Source organism: Vibrio sp. A1-1 (genome assembly GCF_021728175.1).
Classification (GTDB): Bacteria; Pseudomonadota; Gammaproteobacteria; order Enterobacterales; family Vibrionaceae; genus Vibrio; species Vibrio diabolicus.
The window spans coordinates 176776-197599 of sequence record NZ_JAKKCL010000001.1; the positions used below are offsets into that span (position 1 = coordinate 176776).

A 20824-nucleotide genomic window follows, 5' to 3' on the forward strand; every position below is an offset into this window, starting at 1 on the left:
CTTTCTGTCATAGAAATATACTGTACACATATACAGGTATTTATTATGCACGATATTATTCAGCACTTAAAAAGCCAGCACCTTGTTTGGCAAGCAAATTTAACGAAAACAGATCCTCAGCAGTTGCGGACTAGTTCCGGGTTTTCTGAATTAGATGATTTGCTCGGCGGAGGCTTTCCACCTCATGGCGTAGTGGAGATGGAATCTATTGGTAGTATTGGTGAATTGCGTTTGCTCGCTCCTTATTTAAAAGCCACCCAGACCAATGGTGTGACTGCATTTATTCAACCTCCCGCGTTAGTGAATTCTCTGTTCTTACACTACATCGGTTTGGATATAAACCAAGTGTGGGTCGTTAATCCAGCTCATCCCAAAGATGCTCTTTGGGCTGCAGAGCAATGTCTGAAAAGTGGGGTATGCAGTAATGTTTTGTTATGGCAAGAAGAGCTTGAAATACATCAAGTGAAACGCTTACAGGTAGCGAGTGAGCAAGGCACTTGTCCTCTATTCATGCTCAAGCCTAATATGACAAACCGCTTGTCTTTACCTGTTTCATTAAGCCTAAAGCTGCAAGGTAATGTACAAGGCGTCAAAGTGGAAGTTCTCAAGCGAAAAGGCGGTTGGAGCAAAGGCAGTGTCGATATCAGTTTCCAACACCACTACCCACAACTGGTAATGCCAAGCACGACTCACATTCCATCAACGGTTGTCAATTTCCCATTGGCGAACCAAGGTTAGTGATATGGCTTTATGGATTTACTTGCACTTCCCTCGCCTACAGCTAGACGCACTCTTTGGTGATAACCAAGCTCAACCCGTGGTGATTGTCGAAAGCCAACGTTGCCAGATTATTCAATACAACGAGATTGCCGAACAACAAGGTATTAAGCCTGGTATGGGCCTAGGCAGTGCTGCGTCCTTGTGTCGAGATTTACAAGTGCACCCTTATCATCCGCACACCGAATGGAGCAAGTTACAAGAAATTGCTCAATGGCTGTATTTGATCACATCTGACGTTGTGTTGATGCCAAACCAAGGTATTTTACTGCGTGCCACACCGATGCTAACCCTATATGAAGGGTTGGACAATTACTGGAATAAAGTCAGTAATCACTTAACTAAACTGCAGTTAAGCTTTCAATTTGGTTGTGGTTTTTCACCTCTGTCGGCCAAGTTAATGGCATTGGCAGGAGCGAATGTGCTTAGTGACGATAAATCTCTTATCGAACAAATGTTATTCCCATTACCGCTGCCTCTAACCGATTTATCGAGCTCTATGGTTGAAAAGCTGCACCGCGTAGGCGTTACTTCTTTAAAAGGGTTACTTGAACTGCCGTTGCAAGACATCGCACGACGCTTTGATATCGATTTGGTGAACTACGTTGGTCGACTGACAGGGCAGTTCAAGCATCCTGTAGACTTTTATCACCCGACCGAATCCTTCCAAGTTTATTTAGAGCTGTTATTTGAGCTCGAAAACGTCCAGTGGATTGAAAAGCCGCTGGCCAAGTTACTTCGTCAACTCGAAACCTTTCTTAAATTAAGAGATAAGGTCGCTTTTGAGCTGTGTTTAACACTCCACCAGCGTGAGAAACAAGAGCAACACCTTCAACTCACTTCTGCGCAAGGTGATTACCTATGTCAGCGTTGGCAGCAGTTAGCGAGTTTAAGCTTAGAGTCACTCTCGCTCAATGGCCCAGTCACAGGGCTAACGTTAAAAGTCGTCCGTCAAGGTGAGCCTCTTAGTGCATCACGCGATCTCTTTGCTGGGCAAAAAGGGAACATGAATGCTTTAGAACTGCTCTCTTTACTGCAAGCTAAATTGGGGAAAAGTGCCGTGTTAAAACCCAACATCGCTTGCGATCCTAGACCAGAAAAGGCCAGTCAGTATCGCCCTGCTGATGCTCCAGATGAAAAGGAGCACGCCATACCATCCATACTACGCCCCGCAATGCAATTGCCCACTCCCATTGCATTGCAAGAGCAAGTCTCTTTGGTCCACGGACCTGAGCGAATCGTTTCTGGATGGTGGGATGGTGATGAGATCATGCGTGATTACTACATTGCACACACCAAGCAAGGCCGCTGGTTATGGATATTTCGCGATCAGCACAAGCACTGGTTTCTTCATGGCTATTTTTGTTAAATCGACAGTTATTTTTGTTGGATCATTATGAGTTACGCGGAACTATTTTGTCAGTCTAACTTCTCTTTTTTGACTGGGGCTTCTCATGCAGAAGAACTGGTACTCCAAGCTGCTTTCTATCGCTATCAAGCTCTAGCCATAACTGATGAATGTTCGGTCGCGGGCGTTGTCAAAGCCCATGCGACCATCGAACAACATAAACTCGATATCAAACAAATCGTTGGAAGTATGTTTTGGTTAAATGATGAATGCCAAATCGTACTGCTTTGCCCTTGTCGCAAGGCTTATGCCGAGTTGTGTCGTATCATCACAAACGCAAGAAGACGAAGTGAAAAAGGCAACTATCAACTGTTCGAATGGGATTTGATGTCGATTCGACATTGCTTGGTATTGTGGCTGCCCACACATCAAGAGAGTGACCACTATTGGGGACGCTGGCTCAATCAACACCACGCTAATCGTTTGTGGGTAGCGATTCAGCGCCATTTGAGTAACAACGATACTGAGTACATTGCGCACTGCGAGCAGTTAGCACATGAATTTCAATTACCTATAACTGCCTGCGGAGGCGTTCTCATGCATGATGTTGAACGCTTGCCATTACAGCATGTACTTACCGCTATAAAACATGGGTGTAGCGTCGATAAACTCGGTTTTGATCGTATTTCGAATACAGAACGAGCGCTTCGTCCTTTTAAAAAACTGGTTCGGATTTACAAACCAGAATGGCTGGAAGAAAGTACTTACATCGCCGATTTATGCGAGTTTAAGCTCTCCGATTTAAAATACGAATATCCTACCGAGCTGATCCCAGATGGTTATACACCCGACTCTTACTTACGTATGTTAGTCGAGCGTGGTAAAAAGCTGCGTTTTCCTGAAGGCGTGCCAACAGAAGTCAATCAAACCATCGAGAATGAACTTGCGCTTATTCAAGAGCTGAAATACCACTACTACTTCCTTACCATCCACGACATCGTAATGTTCGCGAAACAACAAGGCATTCTTTACCAAGGTCGAGGTTCCGCCGCAAACTCTGTGGTGTGCTATTGCCTGGAAATTACCGCCGTCGACCCTCGACAAATCGCAGTCTTATTCGAACGATTTATCAGTAAAGAACGTAAGGAACCGCCGGATATTGATGTGGACTTTGAACACGAGCGCCGTGAAGAGGTTATCCAATATATTTACAAAAAATATGGCCGTGAGCGTGCAGCACTTGCTGCAACAGTGATCAGCTATCGCTTTAAAAGTGCCGTGCGTGAAGTCGGTAAAGCGCTAGGGATTGAAGAGACCCAATTAAATTTTTTCATTAAGAACGTTAATCGCCGAGATCGCAGCCAAGGCTGGCAAGCTCAAATTATTGAACTTGGCTTACAACCAGAATCTCTCAAAGGGCAGCAGTTTATCCAATTGGTCAACGAGATAATTGGCTTCCCACGCCACTTATCTCAGCACGTGGGTGGTTTTGTAATTTCATCTGGCCCTTTATATGAGTTAGTACCTGTTGAAAATGCCTCGATGGAAGATCGCACTATCATTCAATGGGACAAAGACGATTTAGAAAGCTTGAAGCTATTAAAAGTCGATGTGCTCGCACTCGGCATGTTAAACGCCATCAGAAAGTGCTTTCAACTGGTCGAGAAACACCACCAGCGCTCCCTCTCTATTTCCGAGATCACTCGCCGGCAAGATGATCCACACGTGTACCGCATGATTCAAAAGGCCGACACGATAGGCGTATTCCAAATTGAATCTCGTGCACAAATGAGCATGCTCCCTCGCTTAAAGCCCGCTTGTTATTACGATTTAGTGATTCAAATTGCGATTGTTCGTCCAGGCCCTATTCAGGGTGATATGGTGCATCCTTTTTTAAAACGGCGTGATCACAAAGAGCCTGTCAGTTATCCATCGGAAGAAGTAAAAAGCGTTCTTGAGCGGACTATGGGCGTCCCAATTTTCCAAGAGCAAGTAATCAAGTTAGCCATGGTAGCAGCTGGGTTTAGCGGTGGCGAGGCCGATCAACTCCGTAGAGCGATGGCATCATGGAAAAAGAATGGCGATCTCGCTAAATTCAGGCCAAAACTGATCAATGGTATGCAAGAGAGAGGTTATGACTTAGCGTTTGCTGAGCGCATTTTCGATCAGATTTGCGGCTTTGGTGAGTACGGCTTCCCTGAAAGTCATTCAGCGTCTTTCGCAGTGCTGGCATATTGTTCTGCATGGTTAAAATATTATTACCCAGCAGAATTTTACACTGCACTGTTGAACAGCCAACCAATGGGATTTTATAGCCCATCGCAATTAGTACAAGATGCTCGCCGACATGGAGTCGAAGTATTGCCGGTGTGCGTCAATCATTCAAAATATCAGCATCATCTCGTCTCACGCCCGAATGGCAGGCTCGGCGTGCAACTTGGTTTTCGCTTGGTGAAAGGCTTTAACGCAGAAAGTGCGCAAAGGCTTATTGAGCGCAAACCACTTAATGGTTACCGCTCGATTCAAGAAGTAAAGCAGATATTAAGAAGCCGAAGTGACATTGAATTATTGGCTTCAGCCAATGCATTTCAGATCCTATCGGGGAATCGTTATAACGCACGCTGGGCAGTAATGGATTCCTTATCTGACCTACCATTGTTTCACAAGGTCGAAGAACCCAGTGTTAGCTACCAAACTCAGCCCTCAGAATATGAAAATTTAATTGAGGATTACGCGAGCACGGGACTATCTCTTAGCCGCCACCCGATTAAATTATTAGAAGAAACGGGCAAACTCCCTCATTTTACCCGCATGAGGCAACTGGCAGAGAAACCGCATAGGTCATTGGTCACAGTGGTAGGCGTGGTAACGGGAAGACAATCTCCAGGCACCGCCGCTGGCGTGACATTTTTTACGTTAGAAGATGACACAGGCAACATTAATGTGGTCGTTTGGCAAGCGACAGCACGAGCCCAAAAGCAAGCGTATTTAGGCGCTAAAGTATTAATGGTGAAAGGCATTCTTGAAAGAGAGGGAGAAGTCACGCACGTTATTGCTGGCAAGTTGATTGATTGCACGCACTCTTTGAATAATCTACAAAGTAAATCTCGCGACTTTCATTAGTACAGAGATATTAATAAGCGAGGCGTTAAAAAATCAGAGGGAGAGCTGCTCCCCCTCTGATTTCACTATATCTAATCATGCGCTTTTAGAAAGCATCTGGCGTAATCGGTCTTGAGCAACTTCAACCAACAAATCTGGTTGGAATTTAGAGATAAAACGATCACAACCTACTTTTTGTACCATGGCTTCATTAAAGCTGCCGCTCAGAGAAGTGTTCAACGTAATAAACAACTTAGACATACGTGGATCTTGGCGCACTTCATGAGTCAGTTTATAACCGTCCATTTCAGGCATTTCAGCATCCGTAATCATCATCAACAGCTCTTTTTCTACGTCTTTCCCTTCATCACACCAGCGCTTTAAAACTGTTAGCGCTTCTAGTCCGTCACGACACTCGATGATATTCATACCCAATTGAGAAAGCGTATCGCGAACTTGATTACGAGCTGTAGATGAATCATCCACAATCAGAACATTACGCCCGACCATTGCTTGGGCAAGTTCTTGATCAAGAATGTCCGCTGAAATCGTGACGTCGTAATGCACGATCTCTGCTAAAACTTTTTCAACGTCAATAATTTCGACAATTTGAGAGGCATCCCCCTCTTTGATTTGCGTGATAGCTGTGAGGTAATTCGAGCGACCAGACGTGGAAGGAGGCGGCTGAATTTCAGTCCATGCCGTATTAATAATATTCTTGACCGGACCGACTAAGAAGCCCTGCACCGTGCGGTTGTACTCTGTCACGATCAAATTTTCTTCTTCCGCTTCACCACGCAAAGCTGGGAAACCTATCGCGCCACGCAAATCAATCACTGGCACTGCTTCACCTCGTAGAGAAGCGACCCCACGAATGTTGTAGTGTGAGCCAGGAAGCTTGGTTAACGGTGGCAGCTTGATGACCTCTTTCACTTTGAACACATTAATCGCAAACAATTGGCGACTATTTAAAGTGAACAGCAGAAGCTCTAGTCGGTTTTCACCAACCAAGTTTGTACGCTGGTCAACCGTATTTAACACTCCGGACATACTACTACCTAAATTATGGATAATTCTTATTTTTACTCGAAATCAATACAGACACATCAATGTTCTAAACCCAAATAACCTTAAGATATTTGTTTTTCGAGCATGGCTTGAAAGTACAACGGTTTCAGCGCATTACTTCCCTTCTATTTGTATCAGACACAAAGTCACTCTACACATTGAAAGCCATTTGGGTTTATTTACTTGAGCTTTTTAGGAAATTACATGAATGGCGCAGATATAGCAATGCAGCACAACTCAAATTCACCTTCTAGTAATAGGCGATCAAAAAGGGTGAGCTGTTAAGCCTCACCCTAAATCATCTAAAAATGTATAGGCTCGACACCTAAGCACTTCATCATGTTTGAAGCAATTAGCCTTCCACAACCTTCATCAATAACTGACCATCGTACAACGCTTGCTTGATCAACGCGGCACCAGGCATTGTTGCTTGCTTATAGAAACGAGATTCCACCAGCTCAAGATCTTGGTGATAAACCGGTAAACTCTGCTCTTCGATACAGCGACGCACCGCAGGATAAAGTACATCTTTTGCTTGGTTAATCACACCACCGATCAAGATCTTCTCAGGGTTAAATAAGTTGATCACAATAGCTATTGCAGAGCCTAAATAGCGTCCAAGCTTTTCAATCACATCAACTGCCAACGGATCACCATTCGCTGCCGCTTCACAAATGCTCTCAATACTCATTTCTTCTTGCTCAGCAAGAATAGAGTCTTCGCCATCAGCAATTCGTCTTACGACTTCTTCACGAATGGCTTGAGAACTGGCAACGGTTTCCAAACAACCAATGTTGCCACAATGACAACGTTTTCCATTTGGATCGATTTGAATATGCCCAAGCTCACCAATGTTGCCGTGACGGCCTTGCAAAACGCGCCCATCCAGAATGATGCCGGCACCTAAACCATGGTGAATAGAGATAAGAACAGAGTTGTCATTGTCTTGAGAGTGGCCGAAAAGCTTTTCTGCTAATGCCCAAGCTCGCGTGTCATTGGCAATGAAAACTGGCAAGCCCGTTGCTTTATATATCTCTGGTCCAAGAGCAAGATTTTCGACATTGTAATGAGGCATTTGCAGCACGACACCTTGCTCTGAATTCACAAGGCCAGGCAGCGTAATTGCAATACTGGTAACACGGTCAAGTTGATCCGCGTAAGTTTGGAAGAATTCATCAATTTCGTAGAGCAGACGCTCAAGCACATCGTCTTGGTCACGTTCGTGTATCTCGATTTTAGTATCGATCAACACATCGCCACCTAGCTCATGCAGAGCAATAGTTAAATAACCTCGCCCCAAACGCATTGACAGAAATTGCCACCCTTCGTTGTTGACCTGCAAACCGACGGCAGGTCGACCACGACTCGTCGCTTCTTGTACTGTGGTTTCATGAATCAAGTGCGCTTCAATTAATTCTCGAGTGATTTTGGTGATACTGGCAGGAGCAAGCTCACTCTGCTTGGACAAATCAATTCGAGAAATAGGACCTTTTAGGTCAATTAGTTTATATACACGACCAGCATTGACCTGTTTGATATGATCAATATGGCCCGGTTGAGCCATGTACATCTTGCACTCCGAAATTCTATAACGAGACAATTTTTTTACTTTGCGAACTAATTGTGAAGTGAATTAATAAATCCCCGTGACAAGCATCACGTATAAACCTGTTTGTTTGTGTATTCAATCAAATAACGAAGAATCTACTCCTGTTAAATTGTTTGAAAAATAACTTATTTTTATTCACTAAATTATGAAGTAACTCCTGTTACACCAGCGCATTCTCATCAATAGAGGCAGAAGCCTATGGAATATCTGTCTGTTTTACCGGGATTACTCTTAATGTAAACATTCTGTGCATATACTTATACTCAAGCAGCTTTAAGGTGTGGCTCAGCAACGAGGCAGACCTTGAGAGCGATTGAGGAAAGTAAAGATAGAGTTCAAGTTACCTTTACACATACATTCATCGGAGAATCTATGACTTCCAAACTAAGACGAACAAAAATAGTCACCACGCTTGGTCCTTCAACGGATAAGGACAATGTACTTGAGGAGATCATCAAAGCCGGTGCAAACGTTGTCCGTATGAATTTCTCACATGGAACCAGTGAAGACCACATTCAACGCGCCAAAAAAGTCCGTACTATTGCGGCAAAACTTGGGCGTCAGGTCGCAATTCTTGGTGACTTGCAAGGCCCTAAAATCCGCGTATCGACCTTTAAAGACGGCCAAGTCATGTTAAATGTGGGCGATAAATTCACATTAGACAGTGATTTACCAAAAGGTGAAGGCAACCAAGAGTCCGTAGGGCTAGATTATAAAGAACTGCCGCAAGATGTGTCACCAAACGACATTCTGTTACTCGATGATGGACGCGTTCAACTGCAAGTCACCAGCGTCGAAGGCAATAAAGTTCATACCCGTGTGATTGTTGGTGGTCCACTATCTAATAATAAAGGGATCAACAAAAAAGGCGGCGGATTGTCAGCCGATGCGCTCACAGAGAAAGATAAAGCCGACATTCTTACCGCCGCAGAAATTCAAGTGGACTACCTTGCTATTTCGTTCCCACGTAACGGCGAAGACATGCATTACGCTCGACGCCTAGCCAGAGATGCAGGCCTCGAAGCCATGTTGGTGGCTAAAGTCGAACGAGCAGAAACCGTCGCGACAAATGAGTCTATTGACGATATTATTCTCGCATCCGATGTGGTGATGGTTGCGCGTGGCGATCTGGGTGTAGAAATCGGCGATCCTGAACTTATTGGCGTCCAGAAAAAACTGATTCGCCGCGCACGCAGCTTAAACCGCATCGTGATTACTGCGACACAAATGATGGAGTCCATGATTACTAGCCCGATGCCAACGCGTGCCGAAGTAATGGATGTGGCCAATGCGGTTCTAGACGGCACTGACGCGGTGATGCTGTCTGGAGAGACCGCAGCAGGCAAATACCCCGTAGAAACGGTCAAATCCATGGCCGAGGTATGTGTGGGCGCAGAAAAGATGTCTGAGGCAAGCCTATCCACTTATCGTTTAGATCGCACCTTCGAAACCGCTGAAGAAACCATCGCAATGGCAACCATGTACTCTGCGAATCACATGGAAGGAATTAAAGCGATGATCTCGTTAACAGAATCTGGCAGAACAGCGTTGATGATGTCTCGCTTAAGCTCTGGCTTACCAATATTTGCCTTATCACGTAATGAATCAACGCTCAATCGAGCTGCACTATACCGAGGCGTGACACCGGTATATTTCGAGTCAAAAAGTGATGCAGGTTTACCGACAGCTCAAGCTGCGATTGCCAGCCTTAAAGAACAAGGGTTCTTGCACAAGGGTGATTTAGTCATGATCACTCAAGGCGATGTAATGGATGTCGTTGGTTCAACCAACTGCATGAGAATTCTGCAAGCATAACCTTTATACCTAACCCTATTAACCACAGAGATTAGGTACGCACACGAATGAGGCTCCGAAACGGAGCCTCATTTATTTACACTTCACTTTGTATTTAGCTTATGTCGTTAATACAAAAGGTTATGCACTCTCTCTGCCATCAATTTCAATATTCAGTTGGTCATAGAGTTGAACCAGATTAAACCCCGCCTGAAGTCCGAGTTGATAATCATGCTCTAGTGATTCTTGGTCACTTAACAAAGAAGAAGAACGAAGCCCCTCTTTAGGCGCGATTTGTAAAATGAAAGTGTCGTCAGGTGGAGCAGATATAAAGGCCTGAGTGAGCTCAAATGTTTGATAGTGAATCATCAGCATGTCGGCTAAACCTGAGTCAAAATTCTCACCGATTAAATGGCTTAGACGATACAAATTATCAGCACCGAACAACCAACGGCCTCCATTCAATAGCATTTTTCCGGCAAGCTTCGACTGATGGGCGGCATTAATTTTTTGTTGGAAGAACGAAGCCCAATCCAACTTCCATCGATTCACTTTTTGCTGCCATGATTGCTGCACCGAATTGATAGACTCTCGATACCACTCGACAGGCACATCCCCTACTTCACTTTGCGCTCTCGCTTCAATCTCCGAGAACGGTTCTGTTCGGATGACAATAATGTTGCGAGCATTCTGACGCCACGCTTCTTGAACAGGGATAGAAGCCGACACACCACCATCAACAAACTTATTGCCATTAACGTCGACAGGTCCGTGGTACAACTTAGGAATCGCGCATGTTGCTAACATGGTGTTAAACCACGTGTCACCCAAGATTGGTAAATATTGATCCGATAGCGTCTCTACATTTGTTACCGCTGCAAACGCACCTCGCCCTCCTAGTGCACTGCGGCCTAAATCAAGATCAAGCTTGTAAGGGAAATCTTGAATCCGCTCTAACGCCCACTCTAAACCCAAGTACTGCTGCTTTCGAATATAACGAAACAGATTAAAAAATTCAGGAGACGTTGTCAGTTCGGTAATAAAAGCTTTGCCCATACCGTGTTGACGACATAAGTAAGAGCATAAATTGAGTGCCCCAGCAGAGGTACCGTAGAATTCATCGAAAGGATCAAAGTTGGAAAGTAAAAATGCGTCTAATACGCCAGCGGTAAAAATCCCTCTCTGCCCTCCACCTTGCGTGACTAAAGCAGTTTTTCCATGCCTGAAATGCTCATAAACTTTGACATCAAGCTCAGTGTGGCTTTCTGTGATTATACCGCTGTTACGTATCATAGGCTCACGCCATTTTGTTAAAACGTTTGGTAAAAGTAGTTATCTTAAGCCGTTGTAATCGCAATGATGCCAAACGACAAAAGTACTGCAAAAACAGTCACCACGATGATTAATGCGGATTTTAGATCGTGTTCCATAAACACCTCCTTGATATGTAACAAATTAATAACACCAGTGTGGAATATGTTCAAGATTTGCTTAATTTAGTCGCGCAATTTTGACTAACCCATCACAATTAGCTTAGTCATAATAAGGAGATAGGACATGAACCAAAAACTCAGCTGGCTGGTAGGAAGCATACTGCTCAGCACCGCGGTAAGTGCACAAGCCAATATTATCGTTACTCCATTCATAGGCTATACAGGGGGCGGTCAAGTAGAAGACGAAGGTGGCAATACATACGACCTCGATCCCGCAGTGAACTACGCACTTTCAATCGAGACGCCTTTTGAGAAAGGAAGAATTGGATTATTTTACTCCAACCAATCAACAGAACTTGAAAAGTTATCAAATTCGGCAGACATCCATTACCTGCAATTTCAAAGCAGCATGTACTACCCTGTTGCAGAAAACTGGCAAACCTATATTGGTGTTGGCTTGGGAGCCTCTTACGCAGATGTTGATTGGGTAGACAAAAAATACGGATTTTCGGCTAGCGCTTTTGCAGGGCTGGAATATGAGTTTTCAAAGAACTTTGCGTTGACAGCTCAATTGAGATGGTTGGGAACGGTGGTTGATAACGATACCTCTGGAGCCTGCACCCTACCTAATGACGGCTCAAACTGCATCATTAAGTTCGATACCGATTGGATGAACCAATTCCAATCAAATATTGGTTTTAGTTTCCGTTTCTAATTTTTTGTACACTTCACTTCGTAGGGCTCGCCACAAAGAGTGCTGGGCGAGCCCTACACAAAGCAGATAGAGAATATCATCTAAACATCATCGCTTAGAAAAGTAACGAAGCATTCTCTAGCGGGGTGCGCAAAAGATAGCCGTACGCCCTAGTTCATCAAAATAGTTTTAAACACCAAGTCGATTATTGGATTCTAGTCATTTATTCCATACAACCAACCAATCCCCCACACAAAACCATAATCAAACTCAAATTTAACAAGATTAAAACCAGACAACGCATCCGAGTTAACATTTAGATTCTATTGCGCTAAGTATTATTAGAAGTTAGTCTGATTAGTGAAAACAGATAAATATTTCAGTTTTATCAAACACACATCAAAACTTTAAGATTAATAATCTACTTTCTCTCACAGTAACCAGAATATAGCTCTAGAAAATTATAATAAGCTAGAATTAAGGATAGAAAAGCTGATGGATAACAGCGGTCCTTTCTTCCAACAGTTTGCGCAAATATTACTGTGTTACGGAGAGAGCTTCATTCCTCAGGGAGTCGTATAGGAGTCAAATATGAAGCGAGAACAATGGGGATCCCGAGCGGGATTCATCTTAGCAGCAGTCGGGTCTGCTATCGGTTTAGGAAACATTTGGCGTTTTCCATACATGGCCTATGAAAACGGTGGCGGCGCATTTTTTATTCCTTACATTTTCGCCATGATCACGGCCGGTATTCCATTTATGATCCTTGAGTTCAGTATGGGACAAAAGTACCGAGGCTCAGCACCAAAAACGCTAGCGAAAATTCATTCTAAATTTGAATGGCTTGGCTGGTTCCAAGTTGGTGTTGCAGCAGTTATCGCCGTTTACTATGTTGCAGTTATCGGTTGGTCAATTTCTTACTTTGGGTTGTCGTTCACTCAAGGTTGGGGAACCGATACAAACGCATTTTTCTTTAGTGAGTACCTAAAGTTAGGTGACAACTCACCAACAGACTTAGGCAGTATTCAATGGAAGATAGCCTTATCTATGGTGATTGCTTGGGCCATTACTTATACCGCCATTGCCAAAGGCGTGAAATCAGGGATTGAGCGCGCATCTAAAATCATGATGCCAATACTATTCTTGATGGTGATTTTTTTAATCGGACGTATGGTTTTCTTGCCAGGAGCTTTGGATGGCGTTAACTACATGTTTGAACCCGATTTCAGCAAAATTTGGGATGTGAAAGTATGGGCTGCTGCGTACGGTCAGATCTTCTTTACCCTAAGCATCGGCTTCGCGATCATGCTGGCTTACTCTAGTTATCTGCCAGAAAAATCAGACATCACGAATAACGCGTTTATGACCGTGTTGATCAACTGTGGCTTCTCCATCCTAGCTGGTATTATGATCTTCTCTGTCTTGGGTTACATGGCTCAAGAACAAGGTAAACCGCTAACAGAAGTGGTATCTGCAGGCGTTGGCCTTGCTTTTGTTACTTTACCTGCGGCAATTAACTTATTACCCGCACCATATATTCTTGGTCCTCTGTTCTTCTTTGCACTGGTGGTTGCTGGTCTAAGTTCGCACATTTCTATCATGGAAGCCGTAACATCCGCCATCATCGATAAGCTAAAGTGGAGCCGAAAAAAAGCTGCAAACGTTGTAATTGGAACTGGTTTTGTGGTTTCTATGGCGTTCGCAACAAATGGCGGTCTATTGCTGCTAGACCTAGTAGACCACTTTGCAAACAACGTTGGCATTATGGTAGGCGGCTTGGTTGAGATTGTATTGATGGCGTGGCTATTGAAACGCGTGCCTGAAGTACGTAATTACGTAAATGAGCGCTCTGATTTCTCTATTGGTCAATGGTTTGAGATCTGTTTACGCTTCGTAACACCGATTATGCTCGCCATTATCTTAGCGACTAAGCTTTATGCTTTATTTACTGAAGGCTACGGTGGTTATGATCTAACTGTAGGCTGGGCACTTATCGCCGCACTATTTATCTTTGGTCTAGTGATTAACGCAGTGAATCGCAAGGAGACAGCGAAATGACAATCAGCGCAATTATTATGATGGTTATTGGTTTAGGTATCACTTGGGGCGGCGCTGCCGTTTGTATCAAGCGAGCCATGGATAAACAATAGCAGTATTGCATTCCAAACAAAAAACGCCGGTATTTACCGGCGTTTTTTTATGTTTCTTTTATTCTAGAAACTGTATTTGATGCCAACGGCACCACCAAGTTGTAAGTCAGCACCTTTGTAAAGATCTAGCTCTGGGTGTATTTGACCATAAAGATCCCAGCCGCGTGATAAATCCCAGTTCACACCGAGAGGTACACGCACGCCAAACTCATCATCCCACTCATACCAACCACCAACGCCAACATACCAGGTCACAGGCATGTTTTGATCGAATGTTCCACGTTTAGCGATGTAATCAAACGCCATACCATCGTTACCGATAATGCCGCGATACTTATTATCTAACTCAACAACAACACTCAACTGTTGATCGACAGCCATACCAACAGACAAGTTCGTTGGCTCATTTGCCGCCATTGCGGTACTAGAAACTAGTCCTGCTAATAAAATTAATTTGCTCTTCATACACGTTATCAATTATTAAAAAAACATCATGCGCTATTCAAACATAGTGATGTTTCAATATGTCAACGATGAGTAAGCGCGATGTATGAAAAGACTGGCAAAAGTAAAGATGAGTTTAGGATCACACTCAGAAAGCACTTTTAGCAATGAGAGAGGAACTAAAAAAGGAGGCCGAAGCCTCCTTTTATTCATTGTTATGAATGACGGTGATTAGCCGTGGTTACGGATCCACTCATCCATTTCAGTTTTTAGGTTGTCAGACTTAGTACCGAAGATAGCCTGTACACCACCTGCAACAACTACAACACCAGCAGCGCCAAGTTGTTTCAGTTTGTCTTGGTCAACAGCTGCTGTATCTGCAACCGCGACACGTAGGCGAGTGATACATGCGTCTAGACCAGTAATGTTAGCTTTACCACCGAACGCTGCAACCAGTTCACCACCCATGTCAGAGCCAGAAGTTGCTGCCGCACTTTCTGTTTCATCTTCACGACCAGGAGTTTTTAGGTCAAGTGCTGTGATTACGCCACGGAACACTACGTAGTAAATCACTGCGTATACTAGACCAACAGCAATCATTAGACCCATCTTCTGAGCGTTACCAGATAGAACTAGGAAGTCGATCAGACCGTGAGAGAAAGAAGTACCGTGTACAAAGCCTAGAGTGTTAGAAACAATGTATGCAGAACCAGCTAGTAGAGCGTGGATACCGTATAGTAGTGGAGCAACGAATAGGAATGAGAATTCGATAGGCTCAGTAATACCAGTTAGGAATGAAGTCAGTGCAGCTGACGCCATGATACCCATTACTTTTGCGCGGTTTTCTGGTTTAGCACAGTGAGCAATTGCGATTGCTGCAGCTGGTAGACCAAACATCTTGAACATGTAACCACCCGCTAGCTGACCGAAGCCATTACCAGCAGCACGAGATGCTTCATCAGCAACTAGGTAACAAGTTAGTACGCCGTTTTGAGCTTCACCAGCAGCGTTAACACAAGAACCAGCTTCGAAGAAGAACGGTACGTTCCATACGTGGTGTAGGCCGAATGGGATTAGAGAACGCTCTACAACACCGTAGATACCGAATGCTAGTTGTGGGTTTTGGTGCGCAGCCCAATCAGAGAATGCAGAGATTGCACCGCCAATTGGTGGCCAAATTACAGAAAGGATAACACCAAGGATGATCGCTGCAAAACCAGTGATGATAGGCACTGCACGCTTACCAGCGAAGAAGCCAAGATACTCTGGAAGTTGAATTTTGAAGAAACGGTTGAATGCCCAAGCAGCCACACCACCGACAAGGATACCACCTAGTACACCTGTATCGATTTTCTCAACACCCATAACACCCGCCATTACACCTAGCGTTGCCGTCATGATGCCGTAACCAACGATTGCTGCAAGACCAGCAACACCGTCGTTATTAGTGAAGCCTAGAGCTACACCTACTGCAAATAGAAGTGCCATTTGGCCGAATACTGAACCACCAGCTTGTTCCATAAGATTAGAAACGATCTCTGGAATAAAGCTTAGATGGGCAGCACCCACACCTAATAAAATACCTGCAACTGGTAAAACTGATACTGGAAGCATCAGCGCCTTACCAACTTTTTGCAGGTTAGCAAAAAGGTTCTTAAACATGTTTATGCTCCTGATAAATTTATAAGTATTATTTGGGCACTAACGGCACACCCCCGTAGCCTAAAGGTTAGCACCCAATGAAAATGTAACCACAACTGCATTATATTTTCCGGCTCTAAATATATATTGATGACCCTCAAACTTTCCACACAGTTACGAAATTTAGTTTCAAAACAAGTCTTGGATCACACCCAAAAACAGCAGATGAAAAGGTTTGCATTGCAGTTATATTACTGTTTTATAAAGAGTTTATTATTTATATAATTAATTTTAAGGCGTAAATAAAATACGCTCCAATGTTATTTTTAGTAACAAAATTACATTTGTGATTTTTGAATGTTATTAAATCAACATTTTTAGTAAACATTAAACTCATGAGTATATCTGTTGTTTTTATCAACAAAAAAGGAGCATACGCTCCTTTTTTATGCTCTTATTGATTTTTCATCGCAAAAAAAGATTTCGGAAATTTTCGGTGGTTTTTTGTGCCACTTCAGAAAGAGAGCACGATTTGAGTTGCGCAATATAAGAAGCCACCTCGACAACATAAGCAGGTTGATTCTCTTTACCTCGGTGAGGGACTGGAGCCAAGTAAGGAGAATCTGTCTCAATGAGAAGCTTCTCTAGAGGTAGAGTCTTCACCACTTCTTTCAACTCTGTAGCTTGACGGAAAGTGACAATCCCCGAGATAGAAATATAAAACCCCAGCTCAAGTGCAGCTTCAGCAAATGGAAGATCTTCTGTAAAACAGTGGATAACACCACCACATTTCTCCGCCCCACCCTTACGCAAAATATCTAGAGTATCCGCACGTGCGTTTCTGGTATGGATAATTAAAGGTTTGTTAAGCTCCACCGCAAGATCAACGTGTTGCTCAAAACGCTCTTTCTGTAACGCTGCCGTTTCTGGCTTATAATGATAATCCAAGCCTGTTTCACCAATGGCAACGACTTTTTCACTCGATGCGTGGTGACGTAGCACGTCCATCGAAAAGTCGCTTTCAACATCAAGTGGGTGTACACCGCACGAAGCATAAACATTCTCATAAGGCTCAATCATTTCCATCATTTTAGGGAAAGAATCCAGCGTAACTCCCACAGAAAGCAGCTCGGTTACCTTTGCTTGTTTAGCTTTGTTAATAACGTCTTCCACATTGATGTGGAGATCGTCGTAATTCAATTTGTCTAAATGACAATGAGAATCTACGAACATAATGCCTCTCGTGATTCAATTAACCAGTTCATTGATAGTAGCTCAAGGTTTAGACCAGGAAAGGCTTGCACCTGAGCTTTGAGGTCCATCAGCGCCTTCGCTGATGAGTACAAACCGTTGTAGTTGTTCGGCTGAAACTTTATAGCGCCAGGAAGCATTTGTGCTTCTGATACACCAAACTGCGCTTTCTGAGCGTCTGTCAGTAAATACCACGCCCAGTCTAGTGATTGCTCCGAGTGTTTAGCCATTAAAGAAGCACACTCAGAAATGTCTGAGGCAGGAGAAGACATCGCCTTAATAAAAGTGCGCTCAAAAGCCAAGTAAGCATCGAGATCGCCATTATTTAACGCATCCAATGTTTTTATCGGAGAGCCCATATTCAGTTTTAAGGCGTAAGCAGGAACTTGCTGCGCCCCTTGTTCGCGCATCCATTGCATCGCTTGTTCCGTTGACGGCGGCGCAACAACCCAGTGTTGGCAACGGCTACGAATCGTTGGAAGCAGGCGCTCCTGATTGTGGGTAACGAGCAAAAACAAGCACTTTGCCCCAGGCTCTTCTAGCGTTTTTAACAATGCATTCGATGCCGATTCATTCATAGAGTCCGCTGGCTCTATAACAAATAGGCGATAACCATTAAGCTGTGATGATTCCTGAGCAAGACGGTTGCAAGCTCGAACTTGGTCCACCGTTATCGCTTTTCCTTCTTTTTCTGGTTTGATCCAGTGTAAATCTGGGTGGTTGTGTGATTGATTTAATTGACAGCTATGACAAAAACCGCACGCTTCACTGGCGTAATTTTGGCAAAGAAGTGCTTGGCTAAAAAACTCGATAAGCTTTTCGATGCCTAAGCCTTGCTCGCTTTGCAATAAAAGCGCACCTGGTATTCTGTCCGACTCTAGCCCTACTTTGAGGTTATCCCATACTGGCTGCAACCATGGATAATCATTTAACATGAGTCACCTAAATTTAAGTTTCACTTATTATTGACGAGCTAACCACTCGTTAAGAGCGTCCCGAATATCACGCGACACGTCTTCGATCGCCTGCTCAGCGTTAATGATAATGATAGAAGGATCAGCATGAGCAATCTCCAAATAACGCTCTCGTGTACGTTCAAAGAAGCTGATATCCATCTTCTCGATACGATCGAGCTCACCACGCCCACGCGCACGCTCAAGCCCAACGCGAGGGTCGATATCCATATAGAGAGTGAAAGCAGGTTTAAAATCACCAAGCGTTGTGTCTCGAAGGTTTTTCATTAGCGACGCGTCAATCTGACGGCCACCACCTTGATAAGCCTGCGACGACATATCGTGGCGGTCACCCACCACCCACTGACCGTTCGCCAAAGCTGGTTTGATCACGTTCTCAACCAACTGGACACGTGCAGCATATAGAAGAAGCAACTCCGTCATGTCTTTAAGTTCTTCGCCTTCATGCTCTTCTTTCACCAGAGCGCGCATCTTTTCTGCTAGCGGCGTGCCTCCTGGCTCACGAGTATTTACGATATTTTCAATACCTGCCGCTTTTAGCGTATCTAAAACGGTTTTAATCGCAGTGCTTTTACCCGCGCCTTCTAGGCCTTCAACGACAATAAAGTTTGCTTTCATCATTTGTTCTTTCTTAGTTCTCTTAAATAGGCTCGAACAGCACGATTGTGCTCTGCAAGGGATTTCGAAAATACGTGTCCGCCCTTTCCACTTGCTACGAAATATAAATAGTTGCTGCTTTCTGGATTCAAAGCCGCTTCAATAGAGGCTTCACCTGCCATCGCGATTGGGGTTGGAGGTAAGCCATTGATGGTATAGGTGTTATATGGTGTCGGCGTGCGCAAATCTTTCTTACGAATATTTCCGTCGTAAGCATCACCCATACCATAAATAACCGTCGGATCCGTTTGTAAACGCATGCGTTTGTTCAATCGGTTGATAAACACAGAAGCGACGCGCTCACGCTCAGAGTCAATGGCCGTCTCTTTCTCGATGATAGACGCCAGAATCAAGGCTTCATATTTGTCTTGCAATGGCAGCTTTCCTTGACGAGCTTCCCAGTTAGCATCCAGAATCTTATTGAGTTTTCGATGCGCTCGTTTTAATAACTGGCTTTCACTTGCACCCGCCGTGTAATGGTAGGTTTCTGCTAAAAACAGTCCTTCAAGCTTTTCTCGCTCTATACCCAACTTTGCTGCCATGTCTTTTTCTGATAGATCGGTTAAGTCATGCTCTAAATAAGGAGCACTTTTCAATTGCTCTACCCACTCAGAAAAGCGGCTGCCTTCAACAAAAGTGATCGCAAACTGGTATTCTTTTCCGGTATTCAGGTGCTCCAATGCTTGCGAAAGCGACATACCAGGCTCTAGTTGATAAGTACCCGCTCGCACTTGCAACAGTTCTGGATATAAGTGAGGTATTAAACGGATGTACTCCGATGTTTCAATTACCTCATCTTCAACTAAGGCGCGCATGACATGATGAAAGCTTGTACCACTTTCTACAGTAAACAGCTGAGGTTGTTCCAATAGAATAGGCTTTTCAACGTATTGTTTAGCCTGTGAAATTATATAAAAAACAGCTGCTGCGCCTATCACTGCGATCAGCACAACAAAAGCCAACAGTTTTTTAATCACGTAGTTAAATTCCCTTGCAGTCGTTGAGTCAATTTTCCTATCGGAAATATAGTCTTAGAGTTAGATGCCACTATGCTGCGAATTGGTGCGACACCTAATATTGAGTTACACATGAAAGCTTCGTCTGCGCTCAGCAAATCTGGAAGTATAAAACGTCCCTCGATGGCTTCAATATGACTTACTTTTAGTAACTCAAGCACCTTACGACGCATTACGCCCGCAACGCCAGATAAGGTCAGTTCCGGTGTAAATACTTTATTACCTTTAACCCAAAAAAGGTTGGCCATTGTAGTTTCAATGACATGGTTTTGCACATTTAACGTTATTGCATCTGCAAACTCGGTATCGTCGATTTCAGCCTTGGCGAGAATCTGCTCTAAACGGTTGTTGTGCTTGTGTCCAGCAAGTAAAGGTTGAATCCCGAGACGAGTCTCACAAACGCCTAAATCCACGCCTTTTTCTTGCCAAGAAGAGTAATGAGAAGGAAACGCAAAATTGGAGATAGTCACGATAGGGCCTTCAATCCCATTAGGACTATACCCTCGCCCACCAATACCACGGCTAACGTGAATTTTCACCCCAGCTTGTGCATCAGATAAAGCCGCTTTGCTTGCCCAATCACGCACAACTTGCCAGTCAGGGGAAGAGATCTTCAATACGTCAAGGCAGGACTTCATACGCTCAATGTGTTCTTGCCAGTAAACCAACTCTCCGTTTTGGGTCAGAATGGTGGTAAAACCTCCATCACCGTATTGGAATGAGCGATCACCCAGTTCTACATGCGTTTGTGGAACTCCATTTACCCAAAACATTCGCTTACCTTCAAATTAGCAGACAACAAATAAAACAAAACGGCTCAATGCTAAGCATCGAGCCGTTAGAATACAAGTTTCGCTTATCTAAAT

18 protein-coding genes are annotated in these 20824 nt (G+C 44.0%); 7 read left to right on the forward strand and 11 right to left on the reverse strand.

Annotated features, from left to right (window positions below; genetic code table 11):
- Positions 1-45: 45 nt before the first annotated feature.
- Genes imuA through L3V30_RS00785 form a run of 3 tightly spaced genes read left to right on the forward strand, consistent with a single transcriptional unit; the run spans position 46 to position 5248 of the window.
- Positions 46-738: a translesion DNA synthesis-associated protein ImuA gene (gene imuA / locus L3V30_RS00775; protein ID WP_012841595.1), complete on the forward strand. Its 693-nt coding sequence runs from the start codon at positions 46-48 to the stop codon at positions 736-738.
- Positions 739-742: 4 nt separating this feature from the next.
- Entirely contained in the window at positions 743-2146 is a 1404-nt protein-coding gene (locus tag L3V30_RS00780; RefSeq protein WP_237308090.1) for a DNA polymerase Y family protein, read from the forward strand.
- Between the two features lie 27 nt (positions 2147-2173).
- Entirely contained in the window at positions 2174-5248 is a 3075-nt protein-coding gene (locus L3V30_RS00785; RefSeq protein ID WP_237308091.1) for an error-prone DNA polymerase, read from the forward strand.
- 75 nt (positions 5249-5323) lie between these two features.
- Here L3V30_RS00785 and L3V30_RS00790 read toward each other — a convergent pair whose 3' ends face one another.
- Both L3V30_RS00790 and L3V30_RS00795 read right to left on the reverse strand, forming a co-directional pair.
- The gene (locus tag L3V30_RS00790) at positions 5324-6277 is read right to left on the reverse strand and encodes a chemotaxis protein CheV (RefSeq protein WP_005398212.1); all 954 of its coding nucleotides are present in this window, start codon (positions 6275-6277) and stop codon (positions 5324-5326) included.
- 370 nt (positions 6278-6647) lie between these two features.
- Positions 6648-7865, reverse strand: a complete 1218-nt coding sequence (locus tag L3V30_RS00795) for an ROK family protein (protein WP_005398213.1) — start codon at positions 7863-7865, stop codon at positions 6648-6650.
- Positions 7866-8276: 411 nt separating this feature from the next.
- On the opposite strand from L3V30_RS00795, the gene pyk reads away from it, so the two are divergent.
- Positions 8277-9719, forward strand: a complete 1443-nt coding sequence (gene pyk, locus L3V30_RS00800; protein WP_005398214.1) for a pyruvate kinase — start codon at positions 8277-8279, stop codon at positions 9717-9719.
- Between the two features lie 120 nt (positions 9720-9839).
- Here pyk and L3V30_RS00805 read toward each other — a convergent pair whose 3' ends face one another.
- Both L3V30_RS00805 and L3V30_RS00810 read right to left on the reverse strand, forming a co-directional pair.
- Positions 9840-10991 carry a patatin-like phospholipase family protein gene (locus tag L3V30_RS00805; RefSeq protein WP_005398215.1) on the reverse strand — a complete coding sequence of 384 codons (1152 nt, stop codon included), beginning with the start codon at positions 10989-10991 and terminating at the stop codon, positions 9840-9842.
- 44 nt (positions 10992-11035) lie between these two features.
- Positions 11036-11128 (reverse strand): YnhF family membrane protein, encoded by a 93-nt coding sequence (locus L3V30_RS00810; RefSeq protein ID WP_005372970.1) that lies wholly within the window; start codon positions 11126-11128, stop codon positions 11036-11038.
- A 127-nt stretch (positions 11129-11255) separates the two neighbouring features.
- Between L3V30_RS00810 and L3V30_RS00815 the strand changes: the two genes are divergently transcribed.
- The 3 genes from L3V30_RS00815 (at position 11256) to L3V30_RS00825 (ending at position 13975) form a co-directional block, all read left to right on the forward strand.
- Entirely contained in the window at positions 11256-11846 is a 591-nt protein-coding gene (locus L3V30_RS00815) for an outer membrane beta-barrel protein (protein ID WP_237308092.1), read from the forward strand.
- Positions 11847-12416: 570 nt separating this feature from the next.
- Complete coding sequence (locus L3V30_RS00820; protein ID WP_005398219.1) at positions 12417-13883, forward strand: sodium-dependent transporter; 1467 nt, start codon at positions 12417-12419, stop codon at positions 13881-13883.
- Complete coding sequence (locus L3V30_RS00825; RefSeq protein WP_005372963.1) at positions 13880-13975, forward strand: MetS family NSS transporter small subunit; 96 nt, start codon at positions 13880-13882, stop codon at positions 13973-13975. Before L3V30_RS00820 ends, L3V30_RS00825 begins: the two co-directional genes overlap by 4 nt.
- Positions 13976-14038: 63 nt before the next feature.
- Here L3V30_RS00825 and L3V30_RS00830 read toward each other — a convergent pair whose 3' ends face one another.
- The 7 genes from L3V30_RS00830 to pabC form a co-directional block, all read right to left on the reverse strand.
- Positions 14039-14440 (reverse strand): hypothetical protein, encoded by a 402-nt coding sequence (locus tag L3V30_RS00830; protein WP_005396996.1) that lies wholly within the window; start codon positions 14438-14440, stop codon positions 14039-14041.
- A gap of 210 nt (positions 14441-14650) precedes the next feature.
- A complete protein-coding gene (ptsG, locus tag L3V30_RS00835) occupies positions 14651-16081 on the reverse strand; it encodes a PTS glucose transporter subunit IIBC (protein WP_006743155.1) in 1431 nt (476 codons plus the stop codon).
- Positions 16082-16525: 444 nt separating this feature from the next.
- Positions 16526-17293 (reverse strand): YchF/TatD family DNA exonuclease, encoded by a 768-nt coding sequence (locus tag L3V30_RS00840; protein WP_182033172.1) that lies wholly within the window; start codon positions 17291-17293, stop codon positions 16526-16528.
- The gene (locus tag L3V30_RS00845) at positions 17284-18246 is read right to left on the reverse strand and encodes a DNA polymerase III subunit delta' (protein WP_104969633.1); all 963 of its coding nucleotides are present in this window, start codon (positions 18244-18246) and stop codon (positions 17284-17286) included. The genes L3V30_RS00840 and L3V30_RS00845 overlap by 10 nt, the downstream gene beginning before the upstream one ends.
- A gap of 27 nt (positions 18247-18273) precedes the next feature.
- On the reverse strand, positions 18274-18906 hold the full coding sequence (gene tmk, locus L3V30_RS00850; protein ID WP_031780597.1) for a dTMP kinase: 633 nt from the start codon (positions 18904-18906) through the stop codon (positions 18274-18276).
- Positions 18903-19919 (reverse strand): endolytic transglycosylase MltG, encoded by a 1017-nt coding sequence (gene mltG / locus L3V30_RS00855; RefSeq protein WP_046874424.1) that lies wholly within the window; start codon positions 19917-19919, stop codon positions 18903-18905. The genes tmk and mltG overlap by 4 nt, the downstream gene beginning before the upstream one ends.
- Positions 19916-20731: an aminodeoxychorismate lyase gene (gene pabC, locus L3V30_RS00860; protein WP_237308093.1), complete on the reverse strand. Its 816-nt coding sequence runs from the start codon at positions 20729-20731 to the stop codon at positions 19916-19918. The genes mltG and pabC overlap by 4 nt, the downstream gene beginning before the upstream one ends.
- Positions 20732-20824 lie beyond the last annotated feature (93 nt).

Coding starts and splice junctions, on each gene's coding strand:
- imuA (WP_012841595.1), top strand. CDS start 46: ATGCACGATATTATTCAGCACTTAAAAAGCCAGCACCTTGTTTGGCAA.
- L3V30_RS00780 (WP_237308090.1), top strand. CDS start 743: ATGGCTTTATGGATTTACTTGCACTTCCCTCGCCTACAGCTAGACGCA.
- L3V30_RS00785 (WP_237308091.1), top strand. CDS start 2,174: ATGAGTTACGCGGAACTATTTTGTCAGTCTAACTTCTCTTTTTTGACT.
- L3V30_RS00790 (WP_005398212.1), bottom strand. CDS start 6,277: ATGTCCGGAGTGTTAAATACGGTTGACCAGCGTACAAACTTGGTTGGT.
- L3V30_RS00795 (WP_005398213.1), bottom strand. CDS start 7,865: ATGTACATGGCTCAACCGGGCCATATTGATCATATCAAACAGGTCAAT.
- pyk (WP_005398214.1), top strand. CDS start 8,277: ATGACTTCCAAACTAAGACGAACAAAAATAGTCACCACGCTTGGTCCT.
- L3V30_RS00805 (WP_005398215.1), bottom strand. CDS start 10,991: ATGATACGTAACAGCGGTATAATCACAGAAAGCCACACTGAGCTTGAT.
- L3V30_RS00810 (WP_005372970.1), bottom strand. CDS start 11,128: ATGGAACACGATCTAAAATCCGCATTAATCATCGTGGTGACTGTTTTT.
- L3V30_RS00815 (WP_237308092.1), top strand. CDS start 11,256: ATGAACCAAAAACTCAGCTGGCTGGTAGGAAGCATACTGCTCAGCACC.
- L3V30_RS00820 (WP_005398219.1), top strand. CDS start 12,417: ATGAAGCGAGAACAATGGGGATCCCGAGCGGGATTCATCTTAGCAGCA.
- L3V30_RS00825 (WP_005372963.1), top strand. CDS start 13,880: ATGACAATCAGCGCAATTATTATGATGGTTATTGGTTTAGGTATCACT.
- L3V30_RS00830 (WP_005396996.1), bottom strand. CDS start 14,440: ATGAAGAGCAAATTAATTTTATTAGCAGGACTAGTTTCTAGTACCGCA.
- ptsG (WP_006743155.1), bottom strand. CDS start 16,081: ATGTTTAAGAACCTTTTTGCTAACCTGCAAAAAGTTGGTAAGGCGCTG.
- L3V30_RS00840 (WP_182033172.1), bottom strand. CDS start 17,293: ATGTTCGTAGATTCTCATTGTCATTTAGACAAATTGAATTACGACGAT.
- L3V30_RS00845 (WP_104969633.1), bottom strand. CDS start 18,246: ATGTTAAATGATTATCCATGGTTGCAGCCAGTATGGGATAACCTCAAA.
- tmk (WP_031780597.1), bottom strand. CDS start 18,906: ATGATGAAAGCAAACTTTATTGTCGTTGAAGGCCTAGAAGGCGCGGGT.
- pabC (WP_237308093.1), bottom strand. CDS start 20,731: ATGTTTTGGGTAAATGGAGTTCCACAAACGCATGTAGAACTGGGTGAT.